We start from the raw sequence: 16,885 nt of genomic DNA on the forward strand, positions 1-16,885 counted from the left end.
CGGCGGTGGGGGCAGCCCCGGGGTTGCCATCCCGGCCCCCGGCCGCCCGGCGGACACCCCGGGCGGCCCCCCCCCGCGGGGGGGGGGGCGGCCCGCCGGGGGGGGGGCCCCCCCCCCGGCGTACGACTGTCACCGCATCAGTAGCGGTACTGCTCCGCCTTGTACGGGCCCTCGACCGGGACGCCGATGTAGTCGGCCTGCTCCTGGGTCAGGGTCGTGAGCTTCACGCCCAGCGCGTCCAGGTGCAGACGCGCGACCTTCTCGTCCAGGTGCTTCGGCAGCACGTACACGCCGATCGGGTACTGCTCGGTCTTCGTGAACAGCTCGATCTGCGCGATCGTCTGGTTCGCGAAGGAGTTGGACATCACGAACGACGGGTGACCGGTCGCGTTGCCCAGGTTCAGCAGACGGCCCTCGGACAGCACGATGATCGTCCGGCCGTCGGCCTTGCGCCACTCGTGGACCTGCGGCTTGACCTCGGTCTTCACGACGCCGTCGAGCTTGGCCAGACCGGCCATGTCGATCTCGTTGTCGAAGTGGCCGATGTTGCCCACGATCGCCTGGTGCTTCATCCGGGCCATGTGGGAGGCCATGATGATGTCCTTGTTGCCCGTGGTCGTGATGAAGATGTCGGCGGTCTCGACGACGTCATCCAGCGTGGCGACCTGGTAGCCGTCCATCGCCGCCTGCAGCGCGCAGATCGGGTCGATCTCCGTGACGATGACACGGGCGCCCTGGCCGCGCAGCGACTCCGCGCAGCCCTTGCCGACGTCGCCGTAGCCGCAGACGACGGCGACCTTGCCGCCGATCAGGACGTCGGTGGCGCGGTTGATGCCGTCGATGAGCGAGTGGCGGCAGCCGTACTTGTTGTCGAACTTCGACTTCGTCACCGAGTCGTTGACGTTGATCGCCGGGAACAGCAGCTGGCCGTCACGGTGCATCTCGTACAGCCGGTGCACACCGGTGGTGGTCTCCTCGGTCACGCCCTTGATGGTGGCGGCGACCTCGGTCCACTTGTTCGGGGTGTCCTTCAGGGTGCGGTTCAGCAGCTCCAGGATGATCCGGAACTCGTCGTTGTCCGCGGTGGACGGGTCCGGAGCGGCACCGGCCTTCTCGAACTCGACGCCCTTGTGGATCAGGAGGGTGGCGTCACCGCCGTCGTCCAGGATCATGTTCGGGGTCTTGCCGTCCGGCCAGGTCAGCGCCTGCTCGGTGCACCACCAGTACTCCTCCAGCGTCTCGCCCTTCCAGGCGAAGACCGGGACGCCCTGCGGGTTCTCCGGGGTGCCCTCCGGGCCGACCGCGATGGCCGCGGCCGCGTGGTCCTGGGTGGAGAAGATGTTGCACGAGCACCAGCGGACCTCGGCGCCCAGCGCGGTCAGGGTCTCGATCAGCACCGCGGTCTGCACGGTCATGTGCAGCGAGCCGGTGATGCGGGCGCCGGCCAGCGGCTGCGACGCCGCGTACTCGGCGCGGATCGACATGAGGCCGGGCATCTCGTGCTCGGCGAGCTGGATCTCCTTGCGGCCGAACGGCGCCAGGGAAAGGTCGGCGACCTTGAAGTCACCGGTGATGTCGGTCGACATGCGTCTGCTCCTCGCTGATGGGGTGGGGCAAGGCCAAGGTCCTGGGTGTGCGTCGCAGCGCGGCGGTGCCGTACGAGGGTGCACGGCCACGCCGGGGCGGCCGGGCCCGCTGTACCGGACCGGCTCCCTGTGCGCAGCACAAACCGTCGGAGGACCTCTCTCCCTCGACCGGGGCACACCCTACGGGTGCGGACCGCCGATCGACCGCCATCAGCAGCGACGTTCTGGCTCTGGTGACGAATCTACACCGGTGACCCACCGGCCGTTCCCGGTTACGGATTTTCGGGGCCCGGCCCGCCGGGCGTGGCCGCCGGGTCGGCTCCGGCCGCGGCCTTGGCCGCGCTGTACACGTCCGGCTCCAGGTAGATCGCCCGGGCGATCGGGACGGCCGCGCGCACCCGCTCCTCGGCGGCGTCGATGGCGGCCGCGACCCGGGCGGCGCTGTCCTCCGCGTTGACCGCGATCTTGGCGGCGACCAGCAGTTCCTCGGGGCCGAGGTGGAGCGTGCGCATGTGGATCACGCCGGTGACCGCGTCCCCGTCGACCAGGGCCGCGCGGATGCGGGCCACCGACTCGCGGTCGGCGGACTCGCCGAGCAGCAGCGACTTGGTCTCCAGAGCGAGCACCACGGCGATCAGCACCAGGAGGACGCCGATGCACAGGGTGCCGACGCCGTCCCAGACGCCGTCGCCGGTGATCACGGTGAGCGACACGCCGAGCAGCGCGAGCACCAGGCCGATCAGCGCGCCGGTGTCCTCCAGCAGCACCACGGGCAGTTCCGGCGCCTTCGCGGTGCGGATGAACTGCACCCAGCCCTGGCCGCCCTTGGCCTTCGCCGACTCGCGCATCGCGGTGAGGAAGGACCAGCCCTCCATCGCGATCGCGAACACCAGCACGCCGACGGCCCAGCCCCAGGAGTCCAGCGCCTCCGGGTGGCGCACCTTGTGCCAGCCCTCGTAGACCGCGAAGAGGCCACCGACGCTGAACAGCACGATGGCCACCAGGAAGCCGTAGACGTAGCGCTCGCGGCCGTACCCGAACGGGTGCTCCTCGTCGGCCGCCCGGCGCGCCCGCTTGCCGCCGATCAGCAGCAGCACCTGGTTGCCGGAGTCGGCCACCGAGTGGACGCCCTCGGCCAGCATCGACGACGACCCGGTGAAGCCGAAGGCGGTGAACTTGGCCACCGCGATCGCCAGGTTCGCCGACAGCGCCGCGATCAGCGCTTTCGTCCCACCCTCTGCACTCATGCGCTCACCGTAGCGTGCGCCTCTCCCGCGCCTGCTCCCTACGACTGCGCGGCGGCGAGTCCCAGGTAGACGGCGGCGAAGTCGGTCAGCGCGACGAGGTCGGCGAGCGCGTGCAGCGGCTCGGGCCGGGCGCTGGCGTACTCGGTGAGCCGGACGTCGTGGGCGGCGGCGAGGCGGTGCGCCCGGGAGACGCCGAAGGCGCGCGGGCCCTCGTCGTCCTCCGGCACCTCGGCCGGGCCCTCGTCCTCGTCCAGCGGGCCGCCGGGCGTGCCCGGGACGTGCCGCAGCAGCAGGACCTGGAGGTGCAGCGGGTCCGGCTCGTCGACGCGGTCGCGGAAGAAGTCGTCCGGGTCGGCGCCCGCGCCCAGCTGGCCGGTGAACATGCCCCGGTGCGCGGTGAGCACCTGCGGCAGCAGTCCGGGCAGCGCCGGGCGGCCGGCCCGGTCGGCCAGTTGCGCGGCGAAGCGGGTGACGACGGCCCCGGCGACGGCCCCCTCCGCCCACAGCAGCGGGACGGTCCCGGCCAGCCTGGCGGCCAGGCCCTTGGCCGGGTTGGTGTAGGCGGCGGCGTCTGGGCGGCAGCGGACGGCCGACGCGTCGAGGAGGTCGGCGGTGGCCGGGAGCGCGTCGTACGGCAGCTGGGTGACGCCGATCTTCTGGGCGAGCGCGAGCATCGGGGTCAGGTGGGCCCACAGCGCACCCGGGTCCTCGGCGGGCAGGTCCGGCTCGGCGGCGCGCTCGGCCGGCGGCTCGTCCTCGGGCCGCGCGGACGGCACGTACGGGAGCGGAAGGGCCCGCACCTGGAGCGCCGCCGCGGCGAGCGGGCTGCCCTCGGGCGCGGTGACGACGATCGCGCAGCCGCGCGCGTAGGCCTGCTCGGCGAGGCCGATCAGGCCCTGCTCGTCACCGTCGGCGGAGCTGATCACCAGCAGGTCGAGCGGTCCGGCCCAGCCGGGCAGCTGCCAGCCGAGCCCGGCGGTGAAGACGGGCGGGGCGCCGGCCCGGTCGGCGCGCGGGGCGGTGGCGTCGGCGGGCGGCAGCGGGGTGACGAGGCTGCCGGTGCCGGCCAGCGCGGCGAGGATCTCGCCCGCGGTCAGGGCGCTGCCGTGCCCGGCGACGAGGACGGCGCGCGGGCGGCCGTCGGGCCGCAGCCGGTCGAGGCCGGCCGCGTCGGCGAGCCGCAGCGCGGTGCGCACCCGCGCGCCGGAGCCGGCCAGCGCGAGCAGGGCGCGGTCTCGGTCGGCGCGCTGGAGGGCGGCCGGGTCGTCGAGCAGGGTGTCGTCGAGCATGCGGCGGTCCTCCGGCTGCGGTCGGCTGCGGTCCTGGGGGCGCTGAGCTGGCGGGGCGCTGGGCTGGCGGTGCGCTGGACTGGCGGGGCGCTGAGCTGGCGGTGCGGGGCTTCGCCCCCAAGGATCAGGCCGGGCGGCGGGCCTCGTCCACCAGGAGGACCGGAATGCCGTCGCGGACCGGGTACGCGAGGCCGCAGTCCGTACCGGTGCAGACCAGCTCGGGCTGCTCCTCGGTGCCGGACTCGGCGAGCGCGGCCCGGCACTGCGGGCAGACCAGGATCTCCAGCAGGAAGGATTCGAGCTTCAAGGGGCTCTCCAAGAGTCGGGAGGTGGCGCGGCGGGGGGGGGGCCCCCCCCCGCCCCCCCCCCCCCCCCCGGCCCCCCCGGCGCTCCGGCTCGGGCGCGTCGGCGCCCGGGGCGCGTCAGGCGCGGACGATCGCGAGGACGCCGTCGCGCAGCTCGGCCATCTTCGCCGGGTCCTTGGCCTCGACGTTCAGGCGCAGCAGCGGCTCGGTGTTGGACGCGCGCAGGTTGAACCACCAGTCCGGGCCGGCCACGGTGAGGCCGTCCAGCTCGTCGACGGTGGTGCCCTCCAGGCCGGCGTAGGCGGCGCGGACGGCGGCCGAGCGGTCGGCCTGGTCGGCGACGGTGCTGTTGATCTCGCCGGAGGCCGCGTAGCGGTCGTACTCGGCGGTGAGCGCGGACAGCGTGCCCGGCTGCCCGCCGAGGGCGGCGAGCACGTGCAGGGCGGCGAGCATGCCGGTGTCGGCGCGCCAGAAGTCGCGGAAGTAGTAGTGGGCGGAGTGCTCGCCGCCGAAGACGGCGTCGGTGACGGCCATCTCCTGCTTGATGAAGGAGTGGCCGACGCGGGTGCGCACCGGGGTGCCGCCGAGCTCGCGGACCACCTCGGGGACGGTCCAGGAGGTGATCAGGTTGTGGATGATCGTCGGCTCGGCCTCGCCGGCGGCCTGGGCGCGGGCGATCTCGCGGGCGGCGACCAGGGCGGTGATCGCGGACGGGGAGACCGGCTCGCCGCGCTCGTCGACGACGAAGCAGCGGTCGGCGTCGCCGTCGAAGGCGAGGCCGAGGTCGGCGCCGACCTCGCGGACCTTCGCCTGCAGGTCGACCAGGTTCTTGGGGTCGAGCGGGTTGGCCTCGTGGTTGGGGAAGGTGCCGTCCAGCTCGAAGTACATCGGGACGAGCTCGATCGGCAGGCCGTCGAAGACGGTCGGCACGGTGTGGCCGCCCATGCCGTTGCCCGCGTCGACGGCGACCTTCAGCGGGCGGATCGCGGTGAGGTCGACCAGGCCGAGCAGGTGGTCGGCGTAGCCGCGCAGGGTCTCCTGCTCGGAGAGCGCGCCGGGCTTGACGTCCTTGGCCGGGACGGTGACGGCGTCGTCCTCGCCGGTCCAGGACTCGACCAGCTCGCGGATCTCGGAGAGGCCGGTGTCCTGGCCGACCGGGGCGGCGCCGGCCCGGCACAGCTTGATGCCGTTGTACTGGGCCGGGTTGTGGCTCGCGGTGAACATCGCGCCGGGCAGGTCGAGCTTGCCGCTGGCGTAGTAGAGCTGGTCGGTCGAGCAGAGGCCGATCTGCACGACGTCGGCGCCGTAGGCCGCGGCGCCCTCGGCGAAGGCCCGGCTGAGCGACGGGGAGGAGGGCCGCATGTCGTGGCCGACCACGATCGCGGTCGCACCGGTGACCTGGACGAAGGCCGCGCCGAAGGCCCGGGACAGGCTCTCGTCCCACTGGTCCGGGACGACGCCTCGGACGTCGTACGCCTTCACGAGCTGCTTGAGGTCGCGCACTGCGGCTCCACCCTGGTCTCTGTGCTGATCGTTCACGATACGTCGGGGTCACCGCGCGTTCGGTCGACGGGACGCGGTGACGGTAGACGGGCAGCGTACCCGGGCCGGGGGAACGCCCCGTGCGGGGCGAGCCGTCAGTTGTCGGGCGAACGGAGGACCCGGAGGTGGCCGCGGCGGCCGCCCTCGGTGGACTCGCCCTCGGGGGCGCGGCCCTGACGGGGGGTCTGCGGGCGGGCGGCCTCGCGGACGGCGTTGGCGAGGGCCTCCAGGTCGTCGCTGCTGCGGCGCAGCGGCCCGGCCTCGGCGGCGAGGCGGACGACCTCCCAGCCGCGCGGGGCGGTGAGGCGCTCGGCGTGCTCGGCGCACAGGTCGTAGCAGTGCGGTTCGGCGTAGGTGGCGAGCGGGCCCAGGACGGCGGTGGAATCCGCGTAGACGTACGTCAGCGTCGCGACGGCCGGCCGGCCGCACGCGGTCCGCGAACAACGACGTACAGAGCTCACGAGGGTGGACGGTACAGCACTCCTCGCCGGGGAGCGAAGACCGCCTGCCCTCGTGGTGCGACGTGTCGCGCCGCGCGCCCCTCGGACTCCCCCTCCGCCGCGCCCGGGGGGCGCTTCGGCGCGGAGCCGCTCCTTCGACTGCTCCGCTCGCTCCGCTCGTTGCGGCGTACGCCCCCGCCCCGGGCGTTTCCCTGCCGGAGTGGTCCACTTCCGACCGTCCAAGGACTACCCTCGGCAGTGATATGGACAGCTCTGCACCGCAGTCATCGACGGGACCCTCGCGCCGACCCCGGCACCGCGACCGGCACGGCAGGGGGCTGCGCGGCCCGCTGGCACCGCCCCAGGTGCCGATCTCGCTCACCCGCTCCGAACTGTTCGACGACTACGTGCGCGAATCGGTGGAGCGTCTGGAGCGGCGTTGGCCGCAGCTGATCGAGGTGGAGTTCGCCGTCCAGGAGGTGCCGCTGCACGAGGCGGACGGCGCGGACTCCGAGGACGGCGTGCCGCTGGGGCGGGTGTCGCCCGGCAAGCAGGGGCGCAAGAGTCAGATCGTGGTGTACCGGCGGCCGGTGGAGATCCGGGCGAAGACCCGGGAGGACCGGGCGGCGCTGGTGCACGAGATCCTGATCGAGCAGGTCGCCGAGCTGCTCGGCCTGTCGCCGGACGCCATCGACCCGCGCTACGACGAGGAGTGACGCTCCGGGGGCCCGCAGCCGGGCCCCCGGAGCGCGCGGTCAGCGCTGGACGACGCCCGGGTCCTGGGAGGCCTGCGGGACCTTGACGGTGCTGCGGTCGTCCCGCAGCGCCTGGACGGTGAACATCGGCACGTCCTTGGCGGGGATCGCGAGCATCCGGGCGGCCACCACCGGGCCGCCGGAGGCGGTCTCCACGGTGAGCGCGAAGGAGCCGTTCAGCCCGCCGGGCTCGGGGGCCGGGACGGCGACCGTGGCACCGGCCGGCACCTGGACGTCCTTGGTCACCGGGGTGCCGCCGTTGCTGCCCGCCGAGGCGGTGACGTGGACGGTGGCGGCGTCGCCGGTCGACGTCAGGAACAGGGTGGACGCGCCGGCCCGGTTGTCGGCCACCGTGGCGCGGGCGCCGACCGGGGCACTGCCGGTGAGCCAGGCCGCGTCGGACTTGCCGTTGGAGCCGGCCCGGTCGATCCGGACCCCGGCGACGACCGGGGTGGGGTGCTTGTCGTCGCTGGGCGACAGCCGCAGCCCGGCCACCTCGTCGCGGGTGACCTTCCCGAGGTCGACGGCGGCGACCATGCCCGCCTTGACGTGGATGGACTCGTTGCCGGCCGGGGTGAACCAGCCGTTCTTGCCGGAGAGCTGGATCTTCAGGTCGGCGTCGTCGTCCGGCGACGCCCAGACGACCAGGCGGGCGGCCGAGGTGTCGGCGGGCAGGCCGGGCAGCACCTGGGTCGGGGCGGGCTCGACGGAGGACGGGATCCAGTCGGCGCCCTTGCTGCCGTCGGCGGCGTGCAGGAACGCGCCGAGCCGGCCGCTGCGGGCCACCACGTGCACGGCGAGGTCGGTGACCGGACCCTTGGTCAGCGTCGGCAGCAGGATCGACTGGGAGCTGCCGGGGGCGACGGTGATGCCGTTGGCGGCGTCGTTGTCGATCGGGCCCTTGTCGCCGTAGAGCTTGATGTCGACGACGGCGGCGGAGGACTCGGTGTTCACCAGGCTGACGTAGTCCGTCCGGTCGCCCGCGGTGCTGGCCCCGGCGAACCAGAAGCTGGTGCCGGCCGGGGTGCAGGTGACGCCGGACAGGCCGAGGCCGCGCTGCTCGGTGACCGTGGTGGTCTGCGAGACGGTGAAGCCGGGGGCGAGGGCGCCGGTGGCGAGGGCCCCGGTGCCGGGCGCGGTGTCGGCGTTGGCCGCGGGGGCCGAGACCGGGGTACCGGGCTTGGCCAGCGTCAGCCGGGCGTCGGCGGGTGCGCCGCCCTTGTCGGGGGCGGCCGAGCCGGTCGGCGCCGGGGTCGCGGGGGCGGACGGCGTGGCCGGGGCCGACGGGGCCGCGGTCGGGGGCGTCGCGGGCGCGCTGGCGTCGGAGAGCCAGCCGGCCCCGCCGGTGGCGGCGCCGGTGCCGGGCGGGGTGTAGGCGGTGAGCGTGGTCGAGCCGGTCAGGCCCTGGAGCGGCTGCGGGCAGACCGCCGCCGTCCGTTCGACCTGCGCGGTGGTCGCCGAGGCGCCGGTGTCGCCGGTCGCGGGGGCGGCCGGCGGACGGACCTCGGAGATGCCGAACACCACGGCGAGCACGGCCGCGGCCGCCAGCAGCGACTGCGTCGTGCGGCTGCCGCCCGAGCGCCCGGCGGGGCGGGCCGGCGCCGGGGCGCCGTCCGCGTCGGGGGCGGCGGCCGGAGCCGGCGGCGGGTAACCGCTCTCCTCGGCCTCGGCGGGCGCGGACTTCTTCCCGAAGGAGGGCTTCTTCATCGCGGGTCAGCTCCCCGATCCGTGGTGGTGCGGGTACCGGCCAGTCCCGTTGGGGTCGTTCGGGTCGTAGTAGGGCTCGGCCTGCGGCTGCCCCGGCACCCAGGGCTGCTGGTGCTCCGTCTGCTGGTAGGGGTCGTAGCCGTACTGCTGGTCCTGGTACGGCTGCTCGTAGCCCTGCTGCTGCTCGTAACCCTCTTGGGGGTAGGCCTGCTGGAAGTCCTGATGGGAGTGGGCCTGCTGCTGCTCGTAGCCCTGCTGGGCGTGGGCCTGGCCGCCGTACGGCGCGGCCGCCGGCTGCTGCGCGGCGTACGGGTCGTAGCTGTACGGGTCGGCCTGCTGGTACGTCTGGTACGGGTCCGTGTACGGCTCGGTGTCCTGGGCGGCCGCGGCCGCCTGGACGGCCTCCGTCATCGGATCGGCGGCGGGCTGCGGCGGCACCGCGCCCTCGTACACCCCGCTCTCCTCGGTGCCCGGCTCGGCGCCCTCGCCGCGCTCGGCCATCCGGCGGGCCCGGCGGCTGCCGGGGGCCGGGGCCTGCGCCTGGGCGGCGGCGGCCAGCGCGGCGGCGGCCACCACGTCCTCGGGCAGGTCGTCGTCCTTGTGGCTGCGGCGGCCGGGCAGGGCGAGGACCAGGATGGTCAGCCCGATCAGCACCTGCGCCCAGATCCAACCGGTGTGCAGCAGGCCGGCCTCGCGGGTGACGGACAGCTTGCCGCCGCCCGCCGGGAGCTTGAAGCCCTGCGCCCAGCCGTCGACCGTGGTCGGCTCCAGCGCGGTGCCGTCCAGGGTGGCCTTCCACTCGGGGGACGCGCTCTCGGCGAGCCGCAGCACCCGGCCGTCCGGGCCGGCCGCGACGGTCGTGGCGATGTCGCGGACGCCGGACGGGACGACCACGGGGGCCGCGCCGGGGGCGGTGATCACCGCGCGGACCGCCGCGGCGCCGTTGACCTGCCAGAGCGCGGCGGCACCGTCCTCGTTGGCCTTGACCAGACCGGGGGTGGCGTCCAGGACGTCCTTGAACACGTCGATCACCGGCCGCTCGACCACCACGTACGCGATGCCGTAGCCCGACAGGGCGCCGGCCTGGTCCGCGCCGGAGCCGGCCAGCAGGCTGCCGACCACCTTGTTCAGGCCGTCCTGGGTGCCGGTCGCCGGGTCGACGGTGGACTCGGACTGGCCGAGCGTCAGGCCGGCGCCGCGGACCAGGGTGTAGCGGACGGCTCCACCGCTCTTCTCCCCCGTCACGACGAGCGTGCGGGCGCGGTCGGTGGTGCCGGCCTCCTCCGCGACGAACGCGGGCACCTGGCTGGCATCGGCACGGTGCAGCGGACCGTCCGCGCCGGTCACCGCCCACCAGAGGCCGGTGCCCAGCGGGGCCAGCGCGGCCGCGGCCACCACGAGGGCGGCGACCGGCTGGCGCCAGCCGAAGGCGATGCCGGCCACGCGGGCGTTGGCGCCGTCGGCGCCGATCGCGGCGGCGGCCAGCAGGGCGATCCCGGCGACCAGGGTCGCCGGACCGGCCCAGGCGGGCACGGCCGGACCGCCCGAGGCGGGGGTCACGGAGGTGCCGGCCACGGCGACGGCGAAGACCATGCCCGCACCGGCCGCGCCCCACGCGGCGAGCACCGCGCGACGGCGGTCGGCGCGCAGCAGCGCCGCGAGCGCGGCGAGCACGACACCGGCCGACAGCCACACCGGGGGCACCCCGGCGCCACCCGGGTTGACGAGCACCAGGCCGACGGCGCCGGCGCCACTGCCGTGCAGGCCCGGCAGGCCCGCCTCCATCAGCAGCGACTGCGGGTGCGACAGCACCGTCAGCGACCACGGCGCGAGCACCGCCACCGGCAGCGCGAGCACCACGACGACGCGCAGCCCGAGCAGCCGCAGCGCGGCGCCGCCGGAGCCGAAGGCACCGCCGCGGACGACCGCGACCCCCAGCGTGGCCAGGCAGAGCGGAACCGCGAGCGCCCAGGTCAGCGGCACGAAGGCGGTGGCCAGGGTGAGCAGCAGGACGGTCATCCAGACCGGCCGCCAGCCGGGGCGGGCGCCCTTGGCAGCGCTCTCTTCGCGGATGCCGAGGCCGGCGGTGATCGCCGCGGCACGGGCCAGCGGCGGCAGCAGGACGGCGAGGACGGCGGTGCCGAGGCGGCCCTGCGCGAGCGCGCCGGTCGCGGCGGGCAGCAGCGCGTAGGCGGCGCTGGCCCAGGCGCGGACCAGCTTGGAGTCCAGCAGCGGACGCGAGACCAGGTAGGCGCTGACCGCGGCGAGCGGCACCGTCAGGAAGAGCAGCAGGGTGATCGCGAGGTCGGCGTGGCCGAAGAAGATCCAGGACAGGACGGCGAGCACGCCGAGGTACGGCGGTGCGGCGGCCGTGGAGCCGGTGCCGATCGGGTGCCAGGCGTCGGCGTACATCGACCAGAGGCCGCCGGCGCCGTCGGCGGCCGGCAGCAGGGCGCCGCCGAACAGCACGCCGCTGCCGAACAGACCGCGGCAGGCGACGAGGGCGAACACCAGCAGGGCCGCGAACAGGACGGGCGCGGGGCGCCGGGCGAGCTTCTTGATCAGCGCGAACTGCTCGACGACGAGGTCCTCGGCGTCGTCGTCGCCGCCGGCCTCCACCGAGCCGTGCCGGCCGACGTTGTCGTCCGCTCCCCCTATCCCGAGCGAGCTGATGACGCCCTCGACGGCGAGCCGGGTGGTCGCGCCGGGCGCCGGGAACAGCGTGCGGTCGTCCAGGGCGTCGGCGGCCCTGGTCCGGGCCCGGCGCTTGCGCGCGGCCAACAGCCGCGGCAGCCGGACGAGTTCGTGCCCGAGCCCGGCGAGCTCGTCGAAGGCCTGGCGCGGGTCCTTGCCCAGCAGGTTGGTGACGGCCCGCACCAGCGTGCCGAGCACCAGCCGCAGCAGGACGTAGGGGAAGAGCGCGCCCTTGCAGTTGGCGAGCAGGGTGTAGACGGCTCCGGCCTTGTCCACCCGGTGCGGGTGGGAGGCGCCGCAGTCGATGGCGCGGCGCTCGCGGCTGGCCGCCTCGGCGTGCCGCAGCACGGCGTCGGGGGCGACCACCACGCGGTGGCCGGCGGCGTTGACCCGCCAGCAGAAGTCGGCGTCGTCGCGCATCAGCGGCAGCGCCTTGTCGAAGCCGCCGAGCTCCTCGAAGACGTCCCGGCGCACCAGCATGCCGGCCGAGGAGACGGCGAGCACCGGGCGGACCTGGTCGTGCTGGCCCTGGTCCTGCTCGCGGCGGTCGAGGCCGGTCCAGCGGCGGCCGGAGCGGGCGATCGTGACGCCGACCTCCAGCAGCTGGCGGCGGTCGTACCAGCTGCGCAGCTTGGGGCCGACGACGGCGGCGCTCGGGGTGGAGTCGGCGACCTGGAGCAGGCGGCGCAGGGCGTCGGTCTGCGGCTCGCAGTCGTCGTGCAGCAGCCACAGCCACTCGACCGGCTGGGTCTCGCGCGGGCCGCCGCGGGCGAGGTCGTCCTCCTGGGCGAGCGGGTCGCCGAAGTCGTCCCAGCCGCCGGTGACCGGGTCGTAGCCGGAGGGGTCGAGCCGGTACGGGAGGTCCTCCGGGCGCAGCGGCGGGCTGTTGAAGACGGCCTCGGCGACGGCGGTGCCGAACCCGGCCCGGCGGCCGAGGATCAGGGGCCCGCTCTCGGGCAGCCAGTCGGCGAGGGTGTCGGCGAGCAGCTGCGGGGAGTTGTCGGTGGATCCGGTGTCGACCGCGAGCACCCGCTGGACCTGGCGGTCCTGGCCGAGCAGGCCGGCCAGGGCCTGCGGCAGCCAGCGGGCGCCGTCGTGCGAGACGATCACGGCGGTGACCAGGTGGCGCGGATAGGCGGGCGGCCTGGCAGCGGTGAAGCCGCTCTGGTGGCTGTAGACGGTCATCGAGTGCGCGGGCCCCAGTTCTCGGTGGACACAGCCGGTGAACGGCAACCGGATGGCGCACCACACTAACGGCTCCGGGTTGCGGCTCCGTCCACGGTGTCCGTGCGGGGACGGTGAAGGACGGCCCACGACCGTGCCCCGGCACGCGAAAGCGCCCCACCACCGCGGTGAGGCGCCCGTACAGCTGTGTGGTTGTCCTCCGTCACCGGAGGATCGGCGGGGGCCCGAAACCGCTCCGCCCGGACCGCGGCCCCGGCGGGCCGGACCGGTCCTCCGTCAGACCGCGCTCTTCTTGAGCCGCCGGCGCTCGCGCTCGGAGAGGCCGCCCCAGATCCCGAAGCGCTCGTCGTTGGCGAGGGCGTACTCCAGGCACTCGGAACGGACCTCGCAGGCGAGGCAGACCTTCTTCGCCTCGCGAGTGGAGCCGCCCTTCTCGGGGAAGAAGGACTCGGGGTCGGTCTGGGCGCACAACGCGCGCTCCTGCCAGCCGAGTTCCTCCTCGTCCTCCGCGATGCCGTCCCCGATCAACAGCTCAAAGAGCTCGCTCATGTGGCGCGCCTCCTCTGCCCCTACTTGGCGTCCCCGTGGTTGCCGTTGCCTCGTGCGGCCGACGACACGAGTGAAATTACAGTTGCGTCACTCTGGCTCAGTCAAGCCGAGCTCTGGTATTGGGGCCAGGATTCACTCCCCGGCACCAAGCCGTTACGAATAGTGTACATATCTGGACACATCGGACTTTTCGCCCAGATGCCCCGGACAGCTTCGAACCATCCGCAACCATCCGCCGAGTGACGCCCGGTCACCCTCACAGGCCGGTCATCGCCCTGCCTTCCCGGCGATCTTCCCATCGAAACATAGACGGTGATGAATCACCCCATCCGGTACTTCCGGACCGAACCCACCCGAATGCCGCATCTCCCGGTTTGACACCACCCCCGCGGATGCGGTCTCCTTTCCCCTATGTCAGAGTCCATGAGCCCCCGGAGCGGTTCCACGCTCCGCCGTGCCGTGAACTCTTGTTGTCGCCTCTGTTCCTGCTGTATCTAGGCGCCCGCGTCCCACCGCGCGCCGCCCCCAGGAAGCACAGAGGCCGCCCGCGATTCCCGCCCCAGGACATCCCGGATCCGGCTGATCCCTGACGAACCAGCCGCAGATCCGAGGACGACAGCCGTGCGCATGACCCGCATCCGCAAGCGGAACCGCGACCGCAACAAGCTCGCCCGCCGTGGGCCCCAGGCCGCCCGCCCCGCCGCCGCCCGCTGGGACGACGGCCTCTCCGACGTCTCCATCGCCGGGGACCCGCTCGCCTTCCCGCACCTCGCCCGCACCGACCTGCCCGCCCACCCCACCACCGTCGCCGGCTACGCCCGGCTGGTCCGCGAGATCGCCGCCGACCGCACCCGCTGGGAGCACCTCGTCCGCTACGACGCGCTCACCCGCTGGTACGCCCGGCTGGAGACCGGCCCCGGCTACGAGGTGTGGCTGCTCAGCTGGCTGCCCGGGCAGAGCAGCGGCTTCCACGACCACGGCGCGTCCTCCGGCGTCATGACCGTCGTCCAGGGCGAGCTCGTCGAGCGCTCCCTGACGCACGCCGGCGAGGGCGCCCGCGCCCTGCGCCCCGGCGGGCAGAGGGTCTTCTCCTCCGGCTACCTGCACGAGGTGGTCAACGGCGCGCTGGAGCCGGCCGTCTCCATCCACCTCTACAGCCCGGGCCTCACCGAGATGAACCAGTACGGCGGAGCGAACGCCGTCCCCGAGCAGCACCACGAGCGGCCCGCCGAGCAGGGCGCGGCGCAGGGCTCCGCGCACGGCCGGCCGGCGCAGGCCGGGACGTCTTGACCGAGGACTGACGGGCAGTCGGGCCGTGGCAGGATGGGCCCATGCGCATCGTGGCACTGGCAGGCGGAATCGGCGGGGCGCGCTTCCTGCGCGGACTCCTCGCGGCGGTCGACCCGCAGGACGAGATCACCGTCATCGGCAACACCGGCGACGACATCCACCTCTACGGACTGAAGGTCTGCCCCGACCTCGACACCGTGATGTACACCCTCGGCGGCGGCATCCACGAGGAACAGGGCTGGGGCCGGACCGACGAGACCTGGTCGATCAAGGCCGAGATGAAGGAGTACGGCGTCGGCCCCGAGTGGTTCGGGCTCGGCGACCGCGACTTCGCCACCCACCTCGTGCGCAGCCAGATGCTCACCGCCGGGTACAGCCTCAGCCAGGTCACCGAGGCGCTGTGCGTGCGCTGGAAGCCCGGTGTGCGGCTGCTGCCGATGAGCGACGACCGGGTCGAGACCCACGTGCGGATCACCGACGAGCAGGGCACCCGGGCCATCCACTTCCAGGAGTACTGGGTCAGGCTGCACGCCGCCGTCGACGCCGAGGCGATCATCCCGATCGGCGCCGACACCGCCAAGCCCGCGCCCGGCGTGCTGGAGGCGATCGCCGCGGCGGACGTCATCCTCTTCCCGCCGTCCAACCCGGTCGTGTCGATCGGCACCATCCTCGCCGTGCCCGGCATCCGCGGGGCCGTCGCCGCCGCACCCGCCCCCGTCGTCGGGCTCTCTCCCATCATCGGCGGGGCGCCGGTGCGGGGCATGGCCGACAAGGTGCTCGCCGCCGTCGGCGTCGAGGCCACGGCGGAGGCCGTCGCGCTGAACTACGGCTCGGAACTGTTGGACGGCTGGCTGGTCGACACCGCGGACGAGGGCGCCGTGAGCACCGTCGAGGCCGCCGGCATCGCCTGCCGGGCCGTCCCGCTGCTGATGACCGACGTCGACGCCACCGCCGAGATGGCGCGGGCCGCACTGGCCCTCGCGGAGCAGGTCCGGGCGTGACCGTCGAGATCCTCCCGGTCGGGGGACTGCCCGAGATCGAGGCCGGGGCCGACCTCGCCGCGCTGATCGCCAAGGCGGGGACGTACGAGGACGGCGACGTCCTGCTCGTCACCTCCAAGATCGTCAGCAAGGCCGAGGGCCGGCTCCTGCACGCCGCCGACCGCGAGGCCGCGATCGACGCCGAGACCGTCCGGGTCGTCGCCCGGCGCGGGCCCGCCCGGATCGTCGAGAACCGCAACGGCTTCGTCATGGCCGCCGCCGGAGTCGACGCCTCCAACACCGCCCCCGGCACCGTCCTCCTCCTGCCCGAGGACCCCGACGCCTCCGCCCGCGCGCTGCGCGCCGCGCTGCAGCGGCTCACCGGGCGGCGGCTCGCCGTGGTCGTCACCGACACCTTCGGCCGGCCCTGGCGCAACGGGCTCACCGACGTCGCCATCGGCGCCGCCGGGCTGTCCGTGCTGGAGGACCACCGCGGGCGCACCGACAGCCACGGCAACGAGCTCGTCCTGACCGTCACCGCCACCGCCGACGAACTCGCCGCCGCCGGCGACCTGGTGAAGGGCAAGGCCGGCGGCGTGCCGGTCGCGGTCGTCCGCGGCCTCGGACACCTCGTCACCGCCGAGGACGGCGAGGGCACCCGGCCGCTGGTGCGCCCCGCCGCCGATGACATGTTCCGGCTCGGCACCTCCGAGGCCCTGCGGGCCGCCGTCACCCTGCGGCGCACCGTGCGGGCATTCACCGACGAGCCCGTCGACCCGGGCGCCGTCCGCCGCGCCGTCGCCGCCGCCGTCACCGCGCCGGCGCCGCACCACACCACGCCGTGGCGGTTCGTCCTGCTGGAGTCCGCGGACACCCGCACCCGGCTGCTCGACGCGATGCTCGACGCCTGGCGGCGCGACCTGCGCGAACTCGACGGCTGGGACGACGCGAAGATCGCCCGCCGCACCGCGCGCGGCGACGTCCTGCGCAACGCGCCCTACCTCGTCGTGCCGTGCCTGGTCATGGACGGCTCGCACGACTACCCCGACCCGCGGCGCGCCGCCGCCGAACGGGAGATGTTCACCGTCGCCGCCGGCGCCGCCGTGCAGAACCTGCTGATCGCCCTCACCGGCGAGGGCTACGGCTCCGCGTGGGTCTCGTCCACCATGTTCTGCCGCGACACCGTCCGCACCGCCCTCGACCTCCCGGACACCTGGGACCCGATGGGCGCCGTCGCGGTCGGCCGCCCCGCCGAAGCACCGCGCGACCGCCCGGAACGCGGCGCGGACGCCTTCATCGCGGTCCGGTAGTCAGGG

General features: G+C 74.5%; 13 protein-coding genes. 4 read left to right on the forward strand and 9 right to left on the reverse strand.

The features are described from left to right. Positions 1 to 137: 137 nt before the first annotated feature. The 6 genes from ahcY to ACFV4F_RS14505 all read right to left on the reverse strand — a co-directional run bounded on the left by ahcY (position 138) and on the right by ACFV4F_RS14505 (position 6,430). Positions 138 to 1,586, reverse strand: a complete 1,449-nt coding sequence (gene ahcY, locus ACFV4F_RS14480) for an adenosylhomocysteinase (protein ID WP_380442009.1) — start codon at positions 1,584 to 1,586, stop codon at positions 138 to 140. Positions 1,587 to 1,858: 272 nt separating this feature from the next. Then, positions 1,859 to 2,833 carry a cation diffusion facilitator family transporter gene (locus ACFV4F_RS14485; RefSeq protein WP_380442012.1) on the reverse strand — a complete coding sequence of 325 codons (975 nt, stop codon included), beginning with the start codon at positions 2,831 to 2,833 and terminating at the stop codon, positions 1,859 to 1,861. A gap of 38 nt (positions 2,834 to 2,871) precedes the next feature. Next, positions 2,872 to 4,122: an SIS domain-containing protein gene (locus tag ACFV4F_RS14490; protein ID WP_380442015.1), complete on the reverse strand. Its 1,251-nt coding sequence runs from the start codon at positions 4,120 to 4,122 to the stop codon at positions 2,872 to 2,874. A 124-nt stretch (positions 4,123 to 4,246) separates the two neighbouring features. Continuing rightward, positions 4,247 to 4,429, reverse strand: a complete 183-nt coding sequence (locus ACFV4F_RS14495) for a Trm112 family protein (protein ID WP_380502458.1) — start codon at positions 4,427 to 4,429, stop codon at positions 4,247 to 4,249. Positions 4,430 to 4,544: 115 nt separating this feature from the next. After that, positions 4,545 to 5,930 carry a phosphomannomutase/phosphoglucomutase gene (locus tag ACFV4F_RS14500; RefSeq protein ID WP_380442018.1) on the reverse strand — a complete coding sequence of 462 codons (1,386 nt, stop codon included), beginning with the start codon at positions 5,928 to 5,930 and terminating at the stop codon, positions 4,545 to 4,547. A 134-nt stretch (positions 5,931 to 6,064) separates the two neighbouring features. Continuing rightward, complete coding sequence (locus ACFV4F_RS14505; RefSeq protein WP_280686050.1) at positions 6,065 to 6,430, reverse strand: DUF3499 domain-containing protein; 366 nt, start codon at positions 6,428 to 6,430, stop codon at positions 6,065 to 6,067. Positions 6,431 to 6,672: 242 nt separating this feature from the next. Here ACFV4F_RS14505 and ACFV4F_RS14510 point away from each other — a divergent pair, with 242 nt between their 5' ends. After that, the gene (locus ACFV4F_RS14510; RefSeq protein ID WP_380442021.1) at positions 6,673 to 7,125 is read left to right on the forward strand and encodes a metallopeptidase family protein; all 453 of its coding nucleotides are present in this window, start codon (positions 6,673 to 6,675) and stop codon (positions 7,123 to 7,125) included. A 39-nt stretch (positions 7,126 to 7,164) separates the two neighbouring features. On the opposite strand, the gene ACFV4F_RS14515 is transcribed toward ACFV4F_RS14510, so the two are convergent. The 3 genes from ACFV4F_RS14515 to ACFV4F_RS14525 form a co-directional block, all read right to left on the reverse strand. Further along, on the reverse strand, positions 7,165 to 8,871 hold the full coding sequence (locus ACFV4F_RS14515; protein WP_380502461.1) for a DUF5719 family protein: 1,707 nt from the start codon (positions 8,869 to 8,871) through the stop codon (positions 7,165 to 7,167). Between the two features lie 6 nt (positions 8,872 to 8,877). Next, the gene (locus tag ACFV4F_RS14520; protein ID WP_380502464.1) at positions 8,878 to 12,750 is read right to left on the reverse strand and encodes a glycosyltransferase; all 3,873 of its coding nucleotides are present in this window, start codon (positions 12,748 to 12,750) and stop codon (positions 8,878 to 8,880) included. A gap of 276 nt (positions 12,751 to 13,026) precedes the next feature. After that, positions 13,027 to 13,299, reverse strand: coding sequence for a WhiB family transcriptional regulator (locus ACFV4F_RS14525; RefSeq protein WP_030062195.1), 273 nt, complete (start codon positions 13,297 to 13,299; stop codon positions 13,027 to 13,029). 621 nt (positions 13,300 to 13,920) lie between these two features. Here ACFV4F_RS14525 and ACFV4F_RS14530 point away from each other — a divergent pair. The 3 genes from ACFV4F_RS14530 to ACFV4F_RS14540 are packed head-to-tail and all read left to right on the forward strand — an operon-like array spanning position 13,921 to position 16,879. Next, positions 13,921 to 14,589, forward strand: a complete 669-nt coding sequence (locus ACFV4F_RS14530) for a cysteine dioxygenase (protein ID WP_380502466.1) — start codon at positions 13,921 to 13,923, stop codon at positions 14,587 to 14,589. 41 nt (positions 14,590 to 14,630) lie between these two features. Next, the gene (gene cofD / locus ACFV4F_RS14535; RefSeq protein WP_380442029.1) at positions 14,631 to 15,590 is read left to right on the forward strand and encodes a 2-phospho-L-lactate transferase; all 960 of its coding nucleotides are present in this window, start codon (positions 14,631 to 14,633) and stop codon (positions 15,588 to 15,590) included. Next, positions 15,587 to 16,879: a coenzyme F420-0:L-glutamate ligase gene (locus ACFV4F_RS14540; RefSeq protein ID WP_380502469.1), complete on the forward strand. Its 1,293-nt coding sequence runs from the start codon at positions 15,587 to 15,589 to the stop codon at positions 16,877 to 16,879. The genes cofD and ACFV4F_RS14540 overlap by 4 nt, the downstream gene beginning before the upstream one ends. Positions 16,880 to 16,885: the final 6 nt, after the last annotated feature.

The organism is Kitasatospora sp. NPDC059722, from assembly GCF_042733235.1.
Taxonomy (GTDB): Bacteria; Actinomycetota; Actinomycetes; order Streptomycetales; family Streptomycetaceae; genus Kitasatospora.

What these genes read in the sequence shown, in the direction of transcription:
- ahcY (WP_380442009.1), bottom strand. Translation starts at nt 1,586, where the DNA reads ATGTCGACCGACATCACCGGTGACTTCAAGGTCGCCGACCTTTCCCTG.
- ACFV4F_RS14485 (WP_380442012.1), bottom strand. Translation starts at nt 2,833, where the DNA reads ATGAGTGCAGAGGGTGGGACGAAAGCGCTGATCGCGGCGCTGTCGGCG.
- ACFV4F_RS14490 (WP_380442015.1), bottom strand. Translation starts at nt 4,122, where the DNA reads ATGCTCGACGACACCCTGCTCGACGACCCGGCCGCCCTCCAGCGCGCC.
- ACFV4F_RS14510 (WP_380442021.1), top strand. Translation starts at nt 6,673, where the DNA reads ATGGACAGCTCTGCACCGCAGTCATCGACGGGACCCTCGCGCCGACCC.
- ACFV4F_RS14515 (WP_380502461.1), bottom strand. Translation starts at nt 8,871, where the DNA reads ATGAAGAAGCCCTCCTTCGGGAAGAAGTCCGCGCCCGCCGAGGCCGAG.
- ACFV4F_RS14520 (WP_380502464.1), bottom strand. Translation starts at nt 12,750, where the DNA reads ATGACCGTCTACAGCCACCAGAGCGGCTTCACCGCTGCCAGGCCGCCC.
- ACFV4F_RS14525 (WP_030062195.1), bottom strand. Translation starts at nt 13,299, where the DNA reads ATGAGCGAGCTCTTTGAGCTGTTGATCGGGGACGGCATCGCGGAGGAC.
- cofD (WP_380442029.1), top strand. Translation starts at nt 14,631, where the DNA reads ATGCGCATCGTGGCACTGGCAGGCGGAATCGGCGGGGCGCGCTTCCTG.